The sequence below is a fragment of the Ruthenibacterium lactatiformans genome, assembly GCF_000949455.1.
Lineage (GTDB): Bacteria > Bacillota > Clostridia > Oscillospirales > Ruminococcaceae > Ruthenibacterium > Ruthenibacterium lactatiformans.
The window spans coordinates 20,976-36,572 of the sequence record NZ_JXXK01000003.1 but is presented as its reverse complement, the minus strand read 5'-3'; the positions used below and the strand labels follow the sequence as shown (position 1 = coordinate 36,572).

The 15,597-nt window shown below is 61.5% G+C and carries 15 protein-coding genes; 14 read left to right on the top strand and 1 reads right to left on the bottom strand.

The genetic code is table 11. The features are described 5' to 3' along the window. Positions 1-15: 15 nt before the first annotated feature. The 10 genes from TQ39_RS03485 (at position 16) to TQ39_RS03440 (ending at position 11,612) form a co-directional block, all read left to right on the top strand. Positions 16-1,521 (top strand): glutamate synthase-related protein, encoded by a 1,506-nt coding sequence (locus TQ39_RS03485; RefSeq protein WP_009321891.1) that lies wholly within the window; start codon positions 16-18, stop codon positions 1,519-1,521. Between the two features lie 303 nt (positions 1,522-1,824). After that, positions 1,825-3,096 carry an adenylosuccinate synthase gene (locus TQ39_RS03480; RefSeq protein WP_009321892.1) on the top strand — a complete coding sequence of 424 codons (1,272 nt, stop codon included), beginning with the start codon at positions 1,825-1,827 and terminating at the stop codon, positions 3,094-3,096. A gap of 80 nt (positions 3,097-3,176) precedes the next feature. Beyond that, entirely contained in the window at positions 3,177-3,617 is a 441-nt protein-coding gene (locus tag TQ39_RS03475; RefSeq protein WP_009321893.1) for a 4Fe-4S dicluster domain-containing protein, read from the top strand. Then, positions 3,614-4,843, top strand: a complete 1,230-nt coding sequence (locus TQ39_RS03470) for an NAD(P)/FAD-dependent oxidoreductase (protein ID WP_050004580.1) — start codon at positions 3,614-3,616, stop codon at positions 4,841-4,843. Before TQ39_RS03475 ends, TQ39_RS03470 begins: the two co-directional genes overlap by 4 nt. Beyond that, complete coding sequence (locus TQ39_RS03465) at positions 4,843-5,568, top strand: GltB/FmdC/FwdC-like GXGXG domain-containing protein (protein ID WP_009321895.1); 726 nt, start codon at positions 4,843-4,845, stop codon at positions 5,566-5,568. The genes TQ39_RS03470 and TQ39_RS03465 overlap by 1 nt, the downstream gene beginning before the upstream one ends. Positions 5,569-5,681: 113 nt before the next feature. Next, positions 5,682-6,998 carry a glutamine synthetase family protein gene (locus TQ39_RS03460; protein WP_050004579.1) on the top strand — a complete coding sequence of 439 codons (1,317 nt, stop codon included), beginning with the start codon at positions 5,682-5,684 and terminating at the stop codon, positions 6,996-6,998. 48 nt (positions 6,999-7,046) lie between these two features. Next, positions 7,047-7,631: an ANTAR domain-containing response regulator gene (locus TQ39_RS03455; RefSeq protein WP_242853446.1), complete on the top strand. Its 585-nt coding sequence runs from the start codon at positions 7,047-7,049 to the stop codon at positions 7,629-7,631. Between the two features lie 54 nt (positions 7,632-7,685). Further along, the gene (gene dapF / locus TQ39_RS03450; protein ID WP_082052107.1) at positions 7,686-8,516 is read left to right on the top strand and encodes a diaminopimelate epimerase; all 831 of its coding nucleotides are present in this window, start codon (positions 7,686-7,688) and stop codon (positions 8,514-8,516) included. Positions 8,517-8,588: 72 nt separating this feature from the next. Continuing rightward, on the top strand, positions 8,589-10,199 hold the full coding sequence (locus tag TQ39_RS03445) for a CTP synthase (protein ID WP_050004577.1): 1,611 nt from the start codon (positions 8,589-8,591) through the stop codon (positions 10,197-10,199). Between the two features lie 225 nt (positions 10,200-10,424). Further along, positions 10,425-11,612, top strand: a complete 1,188-nt coding sequence (locus tag TQ39_RS03440) for an LL-diaminopimelate aminotransferase (protein WP_050004576.1) — start codon at positions 10,425-10,427, stop codon at positions 11,610-11,612. 75 nt (positions 11,613-11,687) lie between these two features. Here TQ39_RS03440 and TQ39_RS03435 read toward each other — a convergent pair whose 3' ends face one another. Further along, on the bottom strand, positions 11,688-12,245 hold the full coding sequence (locus TQ39_RS03435) for a dihydrofolate reductase family protein (protein ID WP_050004575.1): 558 nt from the start codon (positions 12,243-12,245) through the stop codon (positions 11,688-11,690). A 161-nt stretch (positions 12,246-12,406) separates the two neighbouring features. Here TQ39_RS03435 and TQ39_RS03430 point away from each other — a divergent pair, with 161 nt between their 5' ends. The 4 genes from TQ39_RS03430 to TQ39_RS03415 all read left to right on the top strand — a co-directional run bounded on the left by TQ39_RS03430 (position 12,407) and on the right by TQ39_RS03415 (position 15,579). After that, complete coding sequence (locus TQ39_RS03430; protein WP_050004574.1) at positions 12,407-13,444, top strand: aldose epimerase family protein; 1,038 nt, start codon at positions 12,407-12,409, stop codon at positions 13,442-13,444. A gap of 4 nt (positions 13,445-13,448) precedes the next feature. Further along, on the top strand, positions 13,449-14,162 hold the full coding sequence (locus TQ39_RS03425) for a nuclease-related domain-containing protein (RefSeq protein ID WP_050004573.1): 714 nt from the start codon (positions 13,449-13,451) through the stop codon (positions 14,160-14,162). A gap of 158 nt (positions 14,163-14,320) precedes the next feature. Continuing rightward, a complete protein-coding gene (locus TQ39_RS03420; RefSeq protein WP_050004572.1) occupies positions 14,321-14,806 on the top strand; it encodes an RNA polymerase sigma factor in 486 nt (161 codons plus the stop codon). A 2-nt stretch (positions 14,807-14,808) separates the two neighbouring features. Further along, the gene (locus TQ39_RS03415) at positions 14,809-15,579 is read left to right on the top strand and encodes a hypothetical protein (RefSeq protein ID WP_050004571.1); all 771 of its coding nucleotides are present in this window, start codon (positions 14,809-14,811) and stop codon (positions 15,577-15,579) included. Positions 15,580-15,597 lie beyond the last annotated feature (18 nt).

The following is a 15,597-nucleotide window of genomic DNA, read 5'->3' as shown; positions in this document are numbered from 1 at the left end:
GGGGAGAATGGGAAAATGTACGCGGATTTTATCTATCCGGAGTACGAGGTGGTGCGCAACTACCAACGCTGCATCGCATGCCGTGCATGTGAGCGCCAGTGCGCCAACGAGGTGCACCGCTATGACGCCGATGAACAAATGATGACGGCGGACGACGCGAAATGCGTCAACTGCCACAGGTGCGTGAGCCTGTGTCCCACCCGGGCGCTGAAGATCGTGCGCACCGACCACACGTTCAAGGAGAACGCAAACTGGACGAAGGACAATATCCAAAACGTATACCGCCAGGCGGCCACGGGCGGCGTGCTGCTTTCCAGCATGGGCAACCCGGAACCGCTGCCCGGCTACTGGGACCGTATCCTCATCAATGCCTCCCAGGTGACGAACCCGCCCATCGACCCGCTGCGCGAACCCATGGAGACGCGGGTTTTCCTGGGCAAAAAGGATATGGAGATCCGGCGGGATGAAAACGGTGCCATCGTACCGAAAAAAACGCCTCATATCGAGCTGGCCGTGCCGATCATGTTCAGCGCCATGAGCTATGGGTCCATCAGCTACAATGCCCATGAATCTCTGGCGCGGGCGGCCACGGAGCTGGGTGTGTGCTACAACACCGGCGAGGGCGGCCTGCATGAGGATTTTTACCGTTACGGCCCCAACACCATCGTGCAGGTGGCGTCCGGCAGGTTCGGCGTACACAGCGAATACCTGAACGCAGGCGCGGCTGTGGAGATCAAGATGGGGCAGGGGGCAAAGCCGGGCATCGGCGGGCATCTGCCCGGCGCGAAGATCGTGGGCGATGTGGCCCGCACGCGCATGGTGCCCGAGGGAGCGGACGCCATCAGCCCCGCGCCGCACCACGACATCTATTCCATCGAGGACCTGCGCCAGCTCGTCAACAGCCTGAAGGAAGCCACCCATTATGAAAAGCCCATCATTGTGAAAATAGCCGCCGTACACAATGTGGCGGCCATCGCCTCGGGCATTGCGCGCTCGGGCGCGGACATCATTGCCATCGACGGCTTCCGGGGCGGCACGGGCGCGGCGCCCACCCGCATCCGGGATAATGTGGGCATCCCCATCGAGCTTGCGCTGGCGGCTGTGGATTCCCGCCTGCGGGCGGAGGGCATCCGCGGAGATGTGAGCCTGGTGGTGGGCGGCTCCATCCGCTCATCGGCGGACGTTGTCAAAGCCGTGGCGCTGGGAGCGGATGCGGTGTATATCGCTACCAGCGCACTGCTGGCATTGGGGTGCCACCTGTGCCGGACCTGCCAGTTGGGCCGCTGCAACTGGGGCATCGCCACCCAGAGGCCGGACCTTGTCAAGCGGCTGAACCCGGACCTGGGCGCCGCGCGGCTGGTGAACCTCGTCACCGCCTGGCAGCATGAGATCAAGGAGATGATGGGCGGTATGGGGATCAACTCCATTGAGGCGCTCAAGGGCAACCGCCTGATGCTGCGGGGGGTGGGAATGACAGAAAAAGAGCTGGAGATCCTGGGGATTTCTCACGCCGGCGAATAGTATTTTCCCCTTCTGTATGGTATAATAACCCCAAAACTGCCGCTTACGCGGCTGCGCGTGTGCGCTGCACACGCCCCTGTGCTGACGCACAGGGCTTTGGGAACATTGAACCATGCAAAACCGCAGCAGGTGCGGTTTTGCTGAGGCCGCTTCGCGGCATAGATACCGTGTTGCTTAGAGAACACGGGCGGGACGCGAAGTGTGAGCTTGGAAACATGGTATCATAAAACTGTACGGAAATTTTTGCGGACGGACCGCCAGGCAGCTGCGGCGGCCCGTAAAGGGAGAAAGGGAGAGTGTATTATGTTAACAGCGATCACCGGCGTAAACTGGGGCGACGAGGGCAAGGGCCGTATGGTGGACCTGCTCAGCGAACAGTACGATATTGTCGTGCGGTATCAGGGCGGAAACAACGCCGGCCACACCGTTATCAACGAAAAAGGCAAATTTATCCTGAATCTGCTGCCCTCCGGCATCCTGCGCGAGACCACCGTCAACGTGATGGGCAACGGTATGGTCATTGATCTGGAGCATCTGGTACACGAAATCGAAAACCTGCGCAGGGGCGGCATTGCAATCAGTCCGGAGAATCTGAAGATCTCAGAGCGGGCGGTCATCTGCATGCCGTACCACAAGCTACTGGACTGCTACGAGGAGGACCGTCTTGCGGATGCGAAATACGGCTCCACACGCCGCGGCATCGCACCCGTTTACGGCGACAAATATATGAAAAAGGCCCTGCGCATGGGCGATCTGTTCCACCCGGAGACGACAAAAGCGCGCCTGGCGGATATCGTGGCCTACAAAAATCTCACCATAGAGGGCGTGTACGGAAGGCCGCCGGTCAGCGCGGATGATATGTGGGCGTGGCTCGTGGAATACGGCGACATCCTCAAGCCTTATATCTGCGACGCTGGGCTGTATCTGGACAAAGCGGCCAAAGCGGGGAAAAACATCCTGTTCGAGGCCCAGCTGGGCGCGCTGCGCGACATCGACTTCGGCATCTACCCCTATACGTCGTCGTCGAACGTCATCGGCGCTTACGCGCCCGTGGGCGCGGGCATCCCGAACCATAAGATTGACCGGAACATCGGCATCATGAAGGCGTATTCCTCCTGTGTGGGCGAGGGCCCCTTCACCTGCGAGCTGTTCGGCGAGGAGGCGGAGAAGCTGCGTGCCGCCGGCGGAGAGTACGGCGCGGCCACGGGCCGCCCGCGCCGTGTCGGCCCGTTCGACGTGGTGGCCAGCCGCTACGGCTGCCGCGCCCAGGGCGCGGACGAGATCGCGCTGACGAAGCTGGATATCCTGGATTCGCTGGATGAGATCCCCGTTACCGTGGCCTATGAGCTGGACGGAAGGGAGATTCATGATTTCCCCTATGGGGATGTGCTGGAGCAGGCGAAGCCCGTCAACAAAATGTTCAAGGGATGGCGGACGGATATTTCCGGCTGCCGGAAAAAAGAAGAGCTGCCGCGGGAGGCGCTCGAGTATATCGCATTTATCGAAGAAGCGGTCGGCGTAAAGATCAAATATGTCTCCGTTGGCGCGGAGCGCGACCAGTATATCGTGCTTTGATCGGCACGCCTTCCGTTTCGATGGCGCGTACGGCTGGGAAGAGGGGCCCGGCCTGCATGCATGGGAACGAGGGAAAGTGAATGAAACGTGTTTATGTGAACGAACAGTGGTGCCTTGGGTGCCATCTGTGCGAGTATTACTGCGCGTTTGCCAATTCGGGCAAAAGCGACATGGTGAAGGCGCTCAAGGGCGCCGCCGTGCACCCGAACATCCGTATCGAGGAGGGACCGGGAGGCATCAGCTTCGCGGTGGCATGCCGCCACTGCAGTGAGCCGCTGTGCGTCCGGGGCTGCATCTCCGGTGCGCTGCAGGTGCGGGACGGCGTCGTCACCATCGACGAAAGCAAATGTGTGGGCTGCTACACCTGTGTGGCCAGTTGCCCCTATGGCGCTGTCCTGCCCGGCGCGCACGGCGCAGTACAGAAGTGCGAGCTGTGCACCCAAAGCGGCGGTGTACCCGCCTGCGTGGAGCACTGCCCAAACAAGGCCATCGTCTTTGAGGAGAGGGGGGCCGGGGCATGAGGTACGTCATCATCGGCGGCAGCGCAGCAGCCATCGGCTGTATCGAGGGCGTCCGCTCCGTGGACAAAACCGGCGAGATCATTCTCATTACAGGAGAGACGGAGTGGAATTATTCCCGTCCGCTCATTTCGTATCTGCTGGAGGGCAAGACCACGCGGGACAAAATGTGGTGCCGGCCGGACAGCTTTTTTACCCGGAACGGTGTGACGGTGAAAGCCGGCGTGCTGGCCACCACGCTGGATGCCGGAGACAGGACCGTGCGGCTCTCTACAGGCGAGCGGCTGGCTTACGACAGGCTGCTGGCGGCCACGGGCAGCCGCCCGTTCGTGCCGCCCATTCCCGGGCTGGAAACGGTGGAGCGTACCTTTTGCTTCCAGACGCTGTCCGACGCCTCGGCTCTGGCTGAGGCGCTGCGGCCGGAGAGCCGCGTGCTCATTCTGGGCGCGGGCCTCACGGGCGTCAAATGCGCCGAGGGCATCCGCGGCCTGTGCGCGCAGATCGCCATTGCGGACCTTGCGCCCCGCGTGCTGCCTGCTGTACTGGATGACACGGCGGCCGCCATGGTTCAGGCCCGTATGGAGGAGAAGGGCGTCCGTTTTTACCTGAACGACAGCGCGGCCGCATTCCGGGGAAACACGGCCCGGCTCCAAAGCGGAACGGAGCTGGAATTCGACGTGCTGGTAACGGCCGTGGGTGTGCGGCCGAACACGCAGCTGGTGGCGGACGCAGGCGGCGCGGTGGACCGGGGCATCCTGGTGGACGGCCGCTGTGCCACCACGCTTCCCGATGTATATGCTGCGGGAGACTGTGCCCAGGGATACGACGCGGTGAGCGGCGAAAAGCGCATGCTGCCCCTGTGGCCCAACGCCATGCTGCAGGGCGAGACGGCGGGCATCAACATGGCGGGCGGCCGCGCCGATTACACGCAGGGCATTGCCCTCAACGCTTCGGGCGTGTTCGGCCTGCACATGATTACGGCGGGCAGTTATGAGGGCGAGAGCTTCACGGTGCAGAGGGACGGCAGCTACAAACGCCTTGTCACGGCAGACGGCGTTCTCAAGGGCGTTATCATGGTGGGGGATGTATCCCGCGCCGGTATTTATACAGACCTCATCCGCAAGAAAAAGCCGCTGTCGGAGATCGACTTTGACCTGATCCGGGAATCTCCGCAGCTCATGGCGTTTTCCCAAAAGGACCGCAGGGTACAGCTGGGAGGAGAAGTGTGATGACAAAGCTTGACGCGAAAAACATGCCAGCAAAGGAGCTTTGCGCGCGCATCCGGGAAAGCACGGACACGGCGCTGGCCGTGGAGCATGTGAACGGCCAGCGCTATATTGCGGCGGGCCTTGGAAAGAAAGAGCTGACGCTGACAGGCACGCCCGGAAACGCGCTGGGCGCATATCTGAACGGCACGCGCATCACGGTGCTGGGCAACGCGCAGGACGCCACCGGCGATACCATGAATGACGGCGCGATCTTCGTGCATGGTTCTTCCGGTGATGCCACCGGCTACGCCATGCGCGGCGGGAAAATCTACGTGCGGGGCAACGCGGGCTACCGTGCGGGCATCCATATGAAGGCGTACCGGGAAAAGCAGCCGGTGCTCATCATCGGCGGCGAGGCGGGCAGCTTTCTGGGCGAATACCAGGCCGGCGGCATTATTATCGTGTTGGGGCTGGGCAGCGGCGGCAGAGCGCCGGTGGGCCGTTTTGTGGGCACAGGCATGCATGGGGGCAGAATGCTGCTGCGCTGCGACACGCTGCCCCCGGACCTTCCCGCCCAAGTGGCGGCCCGCAGGGCCGGGAAGGATGACCTGGCGGCCGTGGAGCCGTATCTGGCGGAATACTGCGGCGTGTTCGGGCTGGCGCAGGAGGATATCCTGAGGGAGAATTTCTTCCTGCTGGAGCCCAACACGCAGAACCCATACCGGCAGTTGTACTGCTATTCGTAACAACGCGCGGCGCGCACCGGGCGGGGCTTTGCCCCGCCTGTTGCGGTTCCGGCAACAGCCGGCGCGCAAAAAAGCAAGGCGGCGCACGGCGCGGCCAAACCGGAGGGAAAACAATGGATTCGACGATGCAAGCCGTGCTCCAGTTTGTGGAGGAAAACGACGTAAAGTTCATCCGACTGGCGTTCTGCGATGTGATGGGCACGCTGAAAAATATCGCCATCATGCCCAGCGAGCTTCCGCGCGCGTTCGAAACGGGGGTTTCTTTCGACGCATCGTCCATTTTGGGCTTCGCGCCCGTAGATAAATCGGACCTGTTCCTGTTCCCGGACGCGGCCACGCTCTCGGTGCTTCCGTGGCGGCCGCAGACGGGGCGCGTGGTGCGTTTTTTCTGCAGTGTGCGCACGGCGGACGGAAGCCCCTACGGGGCGGACGGAAGGCATATCCTGCGCAGGACCCTGCGCCGTCTGGCGGATGCAGGCTACGAGTGCCGTGTGGGCGCGGAATGTGAATTTTACCTGTTTGAGCGGGACGCGGAGGGCAGGCCCACCAAGCGTCCCCAGGACAACGGCGGCTATTTTGACGTCGCGCCCCTGGACAGGGGCGAGAACGTCCGGCGTGAGATCTGCCTGACGTTGGAGGAAATGAACATCCGGCCGGAATCCAGCCATCATGAACAGGGCCCCGGCCAGAACGAGGTGGATTTCAAGCACGCCGCACCGCTTACAGCGGCGGACGACGTCATCACGTTTAAAAATGTGGTCAAGACGGTGGCCGCGCGCAACGGGCTGTACGGCTCGTTCAGTCCCAAGCCCTTGGCGGATAAGCCCGGCAGCGGCATGCATGTGAATATTTCGCTGGCACGGGGAGGCCGAAACATCTTCGCTCCAGGGCCGGACGGCGCGTACAGCCCGGCCATGCGTTCGTTCATCGCGGGCGTGCTGGCCCGCGCGGGCGAGATATGCGCCTTTACGAATCCGGTTCCGGGCAGCTATGCCCGGTTCGGCAGCTTCGAGGCGCCGCGCTATGTGGCGTGGAGCCACCAGAACCGCAGCCAGCTCATCCGCATCCCGGCCGCGCCCGCGCCCGAGTATGCGCGCATCGAGGTGCGTATGCCGGACGTCTCGTGCAATCCTTATCTGGCCTTTGCATTGCTGCTGGCAGCGGGCTTCGAGGGTATGGAACGGAAGATGGAGCTTGCCGAGGAGACGCCCTACGACCTGTACACGGCAAACGCCGACGCGCTGGAGGCGCTGCCCGCCTCGCTGGAGGAGGCCATTGCGCGGGCCGGCGGTTCGGCCTTTGTTGAGAAAGTGCTCTCGGCGGATACGGCGCGCAAATATCTGGCACTCAAGCAGGCGGAGCAGAACCGCTGGTTCGCAGCGCGGGATAAGGAAAAATATCAGGACGAAGCATATTTCGGAGTTTTGTAATATTTAACTTTAGAATTACAGAATGTAATATTTTGGAGCCGCAAGGGGGTGAGGACGTTGCCGGGCGCGCTGATCGTATCCAGCGGAGAAAAGGGCCGCGATATGCTGTGCGGAGTGCTGACGGACATGGGCGCGGGGGACATATCCACCGTGACTTCCGGCGCCGAGGCGCGGCGGGGCTTTGCCGACGCGGACTGGCAGGTCATCCTCATCAACACGCCGCTGTCGGACGAGTTCGGCCACGAGCTGGCCGTGTTTGCGGCCGGGAGCACAGGGGCGGGCGTGGTGCTGCTGGTGAAGGCCGAGATGGCCGACGAGGTAGCGGCCCGCGTGGAGGACGCAGGCGTATTCGTGGTGCCGAAACCGCTGAACCGGGCGCTTTTGTTTGGGGCTGTCAAGCTGGCGCAGGCGGCGAACCGCCGCATCATGGGTTTGCAGCGGCAGAACAACATCCTGCAGCAAAAGATCGACGACATTCGTCTGGTGGACCGGGCGAAATGCGCGCTGATCCAGTACCGTCTGCTGACGGAGCCGGAGGCGCACAAATACATTGAGCGGGAGGCCATGGATTCCCGCCGTACGCGCCGGGAAGTGGCCCAGGCCATCCTGCGCATGTACGAAGGCGGCTGTTGAGCGGGCGCGGCCCGCTGGAATGTATGGGAGATTCGGAACGGGAGGACACTTGCTATGGGAAAACTGGATTTTACAAAAATGCATGGCTGCGGCAACGATTATGTTTACATCGATTGCTTCAAACAGGACGTGGAAGCCCCGGAGCTGCTGGCTCGCACGCTCTCCGACCGGCACAAGGGCGTTGGCGGAGACGGCGTCATTCTCATCTGTCCCTCTGAAACGGCGGATGCAAAGATGCGCATGTTCAACGCGGACGGCAGCGAGGGCAGGATGTGCGGAAACGGCGTACGCTGTGTGGCGGAATATCTGTTCCGCCACGGATATGCCTCGGGCACGGCGGCAGATGTAGAAACGCTTTCGGGCGTGAAGCACATCGTCCGCAGAGAGCCGGGCCTGCTGACCGTAGACATGGGCGCGCCGGAACTTGCGCCGGAAAAAATTCCCGTGACAGGCTTTGCAAAGCCAGTTGTCAACGAGCTGGTGGAGGTGAATGGCGGCGCGGTGCGTATGACCTGCGTCTCCATGGGCAACCCGCACTGTGTGGTGTATGTGCCGGACACCGCGGGCCTGAATCTGCCTGTGCTGGGCGGCGCAATGGAACACAGCAAATGGTTCCCCGAGGGTGTGAATACGGAATTTATTCAGATTTTGGATGAAACACATTTGAAGATGCGGGTGTGGGAGCGCGGCAGCGGCGAGACCATGGCCTGCGGCACAGGCGCGTGCGCGGCCGTGGTGGCAAGCGTGCTGAACGGCCATTGCAAAAAGGATACGGATGTGGACGTGCTGCTGCTGGGCGGAACGCTTACCATCCGTTACACGGGTGATACCGTGCTGATGACGGGCAATGCCGTCGAGGTGTTCACCGGAACGGTGGAGGTGTAAAAACGCATCAGAAAGCGGCGCGCGGTTGGGCGCGCGCCCGAGGGAAGAGAAAAGGGAAAGAGGCAAAAGCGTATGACGAAGTATATTTTTGTGACGGGCGGCGTGGTGTCCGGCCTGGGCAAGGGCATCACGGCGGCCTCGCTTGGCCGCCTTTTGAAAAGCCGCGGTCTGAAGGTGGCGGCCCAGAAGCTGGACCCGTATATCAATGTAGACCCCGGCACCATGAGCCCCTATCAGCACGGCGAGGTATTCGTGACCGAGGACGGCGCGGAGACCGACCTGGACCTGGGGCATTATGAACGCTTTATCGACGAGGATCTGAACAAGTACTCCAACCTCACTACGGGAAAGGTATACTGGAACGTGCTCACCAAAGAACGCCGCGGCGAATATTTGGGCGAGACGGTGCAGGTCATTCCCCATATCACGGGCGAGATCAAAAGCTTTATCTATTCCGTGGGGAAAAAGACGGATGCCGACATTGTTATCACGGAGATCGGCGGCACCACGGGCGACATTGAATCCACCCCGTTTCTGGAGGCCATCCGCCAGGTAAGCATCGAGGCCGGGCGGGAAAACTGTCTGTTCATCCACGTCACGCTGGTGCCGTACATCAAATCCAGCGGCGAGCACAAGACAAAGCCCACACAGCATTCCGTCAAGGAACTGCAGAGCGTGGGCATCATGCCGAATATCATCATCGCCCGCGTGGACGAGCCGCTGGAGGAAGCCAACCGGCAGAAGATCGCACTGTTCTGCAACGTCAAGCCGGACTGCGTCATCGAGAACCTGACGGTGCCCGTGCTGTACGAGGCCCCGCTGATGCTGGAGCGCAGCCACCTGTCCGATATCGTGTGCCGCGAGCTGCATCTGGACTGCCCCCCCTGCGACCTGACCGACTGGAACGAGATGCTGGCCCGCATCGCCGCGCGCAGGCGCAGCGTGAACATCGCCATCGTGGGCAAGTACACCAAGCTGCACGATGCGTATCTTTCGGTGATGGAATCCCTGTATCATGCGGGCTACGAGACGGGCGCGGTGGTGCACATCAAATGGGTGGAGGCCGAGGAGGTGAACCCATACACTGCGGACGATATCCTGCGGGAGTGCGACGGCATTCTGGTTCCCGGCGGCTTTGGGGACCGTGGGATCGAGGGTATGGTCCATGCCGCCCATTATGCCCGCACGCAGGGCAAGCCCTATTTCGGCATCTGTCTGGGCATGCAGATCGCTGTCATCGAGTATGCACGCAGCATGCTGGGCTATGCGGACGCAAACTCCTCTGAATTCGATCCCGTGGGCGCGCATTCTGTCATCGACCTTATGCCCGACCAGAAGGCTCTGGACGAAAAAGGCGGCACCATGCGCCTGGGGCGTTACCCCTGTGTTATCATGCCGGGCACGCGAATGGCGCAGGCTTACGGTGCAGAGGAGGTCAGCGAGCGGCACCGCCACCGCTATGAGTTCAACAATGAGTACCGCACCGCGCTGCGCGAAGCAGGCCTCGTGCTGGCGGGCACCTCGCCGGACGGCCGGCTGGTGGAGGCTGTGGAGGTGCCGGGCAAACGGTTTTATGTAGGCGTGCAGTACCATCCCGAGTTCAAAAGCCGTCCCAACCGCGCCCATCCGCTGTTCCGCGCCTTTGTGGCGGACGCGCTGCGTTACCAGGACGAGGACAAATAAACGCGCTTACTGCGGCAGGCGCGGCGTCGTGCTATAATGCCGCCAAAGCCGCCGCTTGCGCGGCCCTGCGCGCAAAGCGCACCGGCTTCGGGGCATTGAAACACGCAAAAGCGCGGCAGGCGCGCTTTTGTTGTAGCCGCAGGCGCGGTGTCGTGTTATAATACCCTTAGGCGGGCCGCCCGGCGGGCGGCTCTTTCCAGATCAAGAGGCAGGGGGAAATACGAATTGAAGATCAATGAAAACTACAAGAACCTTTCCGAAAGCTATCTGTTTTCCACCATCGCAAAGAAGGTGGCGGTCTATACGCAGCAGCATCCGGAACAGGAGATCATCCGCCTTGGCATCGGCGACGTGACGCTGCCGCTGGCTGCGCCTGTGGTGGATGCGCTGCACGCCGCTGTGGAGGAGATGGGCAAAAAAGAAACCTTTCACGGCTATGGCCCCGAGCAGGGCTACGGCTTTTTGAAGCAGGCTCTGATGCGTTATTACGCCCGGCGCGGCGTTGTGCTGGCGGAGAACGAGATCTTTGTGGGCGACGGTGCGAAAAGCGACATCGGGAATATCCTGGACCTGTTCGATGTAGACAATACCGTCCTTGTGCCCGACCCCGTCTATCCTGTCTATGTGGATACCAATGTGATGGCCGGGCGGCGTATCGTGTATGCGGCGGCCACGCGGGAAAACGGTTTTCTGCCCATGCCGCAGGCAGATGTACAGGCGGACCTGATTTACCTGTGCAGCCCCAATAACCCCACGGGCGCGGCGTACAGCCGGGATCAGCTTCAGGCGTGGGTGGATTATGCGAATGAGCGCGGCGCGGTGCTGCTGTTCGACGCGGCTTATGAGAGCTTCATCACAGACGGGGACGTGCCCCACAGCATCTACGAGGTAAACGGCGCCGAGACCTGCGCCATCGAATTCTGTTCGTTTTCCAAAACGGCGGGCTTTACGGGGACGCGGTGCAGCTATACCGTAGTGCCGCAGGCGCTGGTGCGCGGCAGCCTGCACCTCAATGCCATGTGGCTGCGCCGCCAGACCACGAAATACAACGGCGTACCGTACATTGTGCAGCGGGCGGCTGCGGCCGTGTTCACGGAGGAGGGGCAAAAAGCCACCAGAGCAGCCATCGACTACTACCGGGCCAATGCTGCCGTCATCGCGGCCGCGCTGGACGAGGCCGGCATATGGTACTGCGGAGGCAAAAACAGCCCTTATATCTGGATGCAGTGCCCCGGCGGCATGAAGTCCTGGGATTTCTTCGATCATCTGCTGGAGCATGCGGGCGTTGTGGGTACGCCGGGCGCAGGCTTTGGCGCACAGGGTGAGGGTTACTTCCGCCTGACGGGCTTCGGCGACGCGGAAAAGACCAGGCTGGCAGCGCAGAAGCTGAAAGAGGCAGTGCGGGTGCTGTAAGGCGCGCCGTATCAACAAAAACAGTACGGCAAAAGCAGGCCCCGCAGCGGAGCGTTTCCGCCGCGGGGTCTTTGTTCATACGGGGGGCGGCGCGTCCCGCCGCACATATACCAGCTCCACCACGCCGTTGCACACCGTATGCCTCGTCAGACGCAGAGGCAATGCGGGCCCCTCCGGGGGAAACAGGCGGACGCCTCCGCCCAGGATCACCGGCATGACCGTGAGCTGGTAAACGTCGATGAGGTCAAGCGCCATCATCCGGCGGGCGAGCTGCGCGCCGCCGCACACCCAGATATTCCGCCCGGAGCGCGCTTTCAGGCGGCGTACCGCCTCTGCCGGGTCCTCGGACGTAAAAACGGCGTTTGCGTCCGGCGGGGGTGCACCGTGTGTGAACACTTGGCACTCCATTCCCACATACGGCCACGCGCCGGGAGAGAGCTCCTGCGTAATTTGGCGGTAAGTCGTCATGCCCATCAGTACGGTGTCCACTTCGGCGGAAAAGGCGGCATAACCATAGTCCCCTTCAAAGGCTTCGCCGTTGTTGGCGAGGTCCATCCAGCCGACGCCGCCGTTTTTGTCGGCAATGAAGCCGTCAAGACTCATGGCGAGATATAAGATCACCTTTCGTTCCATAAACCGTCCTCCCAAGAATGGATGCTATTTATCATATCATGCGCACGGATACAAGCGCAAGCGGGAAGATATGCGTTGCCTTTCGCGGCATTTCGCGGTAAAATAAAATAACAGAAAGAAAGCGCCCGCCGCGCGCGGGAAAATGTGGGAGGGAACATACGATGTCTATCACGAGCCATTATTATGGCAGGACGCAAAACGGCGAGGAGATTTACCAGTATATTCTGGAAAACGCCGCGGGCATGCGTGTGGCTGTCATCGAGTACGGCTGCGTCATCACCAATATATGGGTAAAGGACAACACCGGTGAGCTGCGTGACGTGGCGCTGGGCTACAGTACGCTGGAGGATTACGAATTGGGCGGCGTATTCGGCGCGTTCATCGGCCGCTATGCCAACCGCATTGAGAAATCGCGCTTCACATTGGATGGCAAAACATATGAATTGGAACCCAACAACGGGCCGAACCATCTGCACGGCACATTTGCCAAGAAAGTGTACAAGGGCAGCATCGTGGACGGCGGCCTGGTGCTGCGGGCAGTGAGTCCCGACGGAGAGGACGGCTTTCCGGGAAACCTGGAGCTTACGGTGCGCTATACGCTTACAGACGAAAACGCGTTGGTGCTGGACTATACGGCAACGACCGACGCTCCCACCATCATCAATCTGACGAATCACAGTTATTTCAACCTGGAGGGGCAATCCAGCGGCAGCATGCTGGAACAGACGTTGTGTCTGAACGCTTCCACGTTTACAGAGGGCAACGCCGAGACCTGCCCCACCGGGCGCATCCTGCCCGTGGCGGGCACCCCCATGGATTTCACCCGGGCCAAGCCCATCGGCCGGGACATTCAGGCGGAGTACAGCCAGCTGCAGATGTGCGGCGGGTACGACCACAACTTCATTCTGGACAAGGAACCGGGGATGCTGGCTCTGGCAGCCGTGGCCCGCTCGGAAAAGACGGGCATCACGATGGAGACCTACACCACACAGCCCGGCGTGCAGCTGTACACGAGCAACTCACTGCAAAACGATACGAGGCCCGGTAAGACGGGCGGTATATATGGCCGGTATCAGGGCTTTTGCCTGGAGACCCAGCATTATCCCTGTACGCCCTCGCACCCCGAATTTCCCTCTGTGGAGCTGCGCCCCGGCGAGGAATATCACGAAACGACGATTTATAAATTCCTGACGGAGTGAAAGAATGGCGGTCCTGCATAAAAAACGCAACGCGAATACAAAAAAACGCGCCCGGCTGATGCTGGGCATGGCAGCCTGTGTGTTTGCGCCCACGGCGCTGGCTGCGTGGTATCTGACAGCTCTGCTGGCAAAGCGGCAGCCTCCTGCCGCGCTGGCCTATGGAGCGCTGGCTGCGGCCGCGGCGGGCGCACTGTGTTTCCGTGTGTTGTACACCCGCAGCGCAGTCCTGAAAAGCGGTATCGACGGCGAGCGGCAGGCCGCGGCTGCGCTGCGCGCGCTGCCGTACGCCTACCATGTGTTGGTGAACCCGGTGTTCCGCGTGCGGGGCAAAGTGATGGAGCTGGATGCGGTGGTCGTGGGCAAAAACGGCGTGTTTATCGTAGAGACAAAAAACCACGCCGGCGTCATCACAGGTAAGACGGACGCGGAGTGGTGGTCGCAGGTCAAGCGCCGGGGCGCAAAAACAATGAAAAATCCACTGCTGCAGGCAGAACGCCAGCACAAGCTGATGGAGCAGCTTCTTGCCGATGCAAAGCAGGCGTGCCCTGTACACAGCTTTGTATATTTTGCCAACAAGAATGCGCGTGTGGGCGTGCGCGACGCGCGCATCTATACCGATGAGACCTCGTTGCGCCGCGCCATTCAGAGCGCGCCGGAGCCGGGGCGCCCGGTGGACGCGGCACGGCTGGCTGCCCTGCTGGAGCAGGCCTGCGAATAGTATTTTTTGCGCGTTTCCGTATCTTGGTCGCCCCGCGGCTCATTTTGAGCCGCGGGGCTTTTTGGTGGAAAAACAAAGGTGACAACACGCCCAATGCAAAAATTTTGTCAGGTTTGGCCCGGCCGATGTGTCTTATAGATGGAAAGGGGGAACGCGGGGTGCAGAACACGGAACAAAACGCCGTGCTGCTGCGGCTGGCGCGGGAATACGGCGACAGCGTGGTGCGCATGTGCTGCGTGTATCTCAAAGATTATCATTTGGCCCAAGACGTGGCGCAGGAGACTTTTTTGCAGGCCGCACGCAAATACGGTGCGCTGGCGCGGACAGATTCGGAAAAGGCGTGGCTTATGCGCATCGCTGTGAACCGCTGTAAAAACGAGCTGCGCACCCAGTGGTTCCGCCGGGCGCAGGAGCTGCCGGAGCCGTCCGGGGCGGACCCGTACCCGGAGGCGGATACACATATGGCGCTGATCCGGGCCATCGGGCGGCTGCCGCAAAAATACCGTGCCGCCGTGCTGCTGTATTATTATCAGGACATGACCGCCGCCGAGACGGCCGCGGTGCTTGGCATACGCGAGGACGCTGTGTATCAGCGGCTCCGGCGCGCGCGGCAGCAGTTGAAAAAAGAATTGGAGGAGCAGTGAAGATGGAAAAGATCAGACAGGCGATCGACACAAGGCTGGCCGGACAGCATCTTCCGGAAACGGTATACGATGCGCTTTGCGCCCGGCCTGCCCGCCGGAGCCGCGTGCGCCGGGCAGCAGCCCTGCTGGCGGCTGTATGCGTGCTGGGCGGCGCAACAGCGCTGGCAGCGGCCCGACTGTTCGGCATGAACGTCAATGGACGGGAGCTGCCGCCGCTGGAGCCCATGACCATGGTGGAAACCGCGGATACAGGAGGCCCGGCGGACGGTACGGAGCAGCAGGCGGAGGGACTGGACGCGCTTTCCCGGGCTTTGGGCGTGCCGTTCCTCTGGGCGGAGGGCGCCCGGGAAAATCCGTATACGCGCGTGAGCTATAAAAATTTCGGAGGGGAATACCAGATCGTAAAGGCAAAGGCGTACCTGGTGGGCGACTTGAGGGACCTTGTCTGGCAGGACGAATACGACTACTACTCCTGGACGGCGGGCACGGTGTACCAGACGCCTGTGGACCTGACGCTGGAATGGGTCTCAGATGAGGCGCAGCAGCCCTTTGACACGGATTATCTGGGCTATTATGCTTATGCGGACACGTTCACTTCCGCCGGGGGCCATACGGTGAACCTGCTGGTGGATACGGCGCCAGGCACGGCCGGAAGCGGCCTGAAGCCGGAGTGTGCAGCGGTATTCGTGGCAGACGGCGTGCGGTATACGTTATCCGGCCATGTGACGCAGCAGACGATGCGCGCCATCGTGGATTCCATGTCTTATGCATGACAGAAGAAATACCGTGTG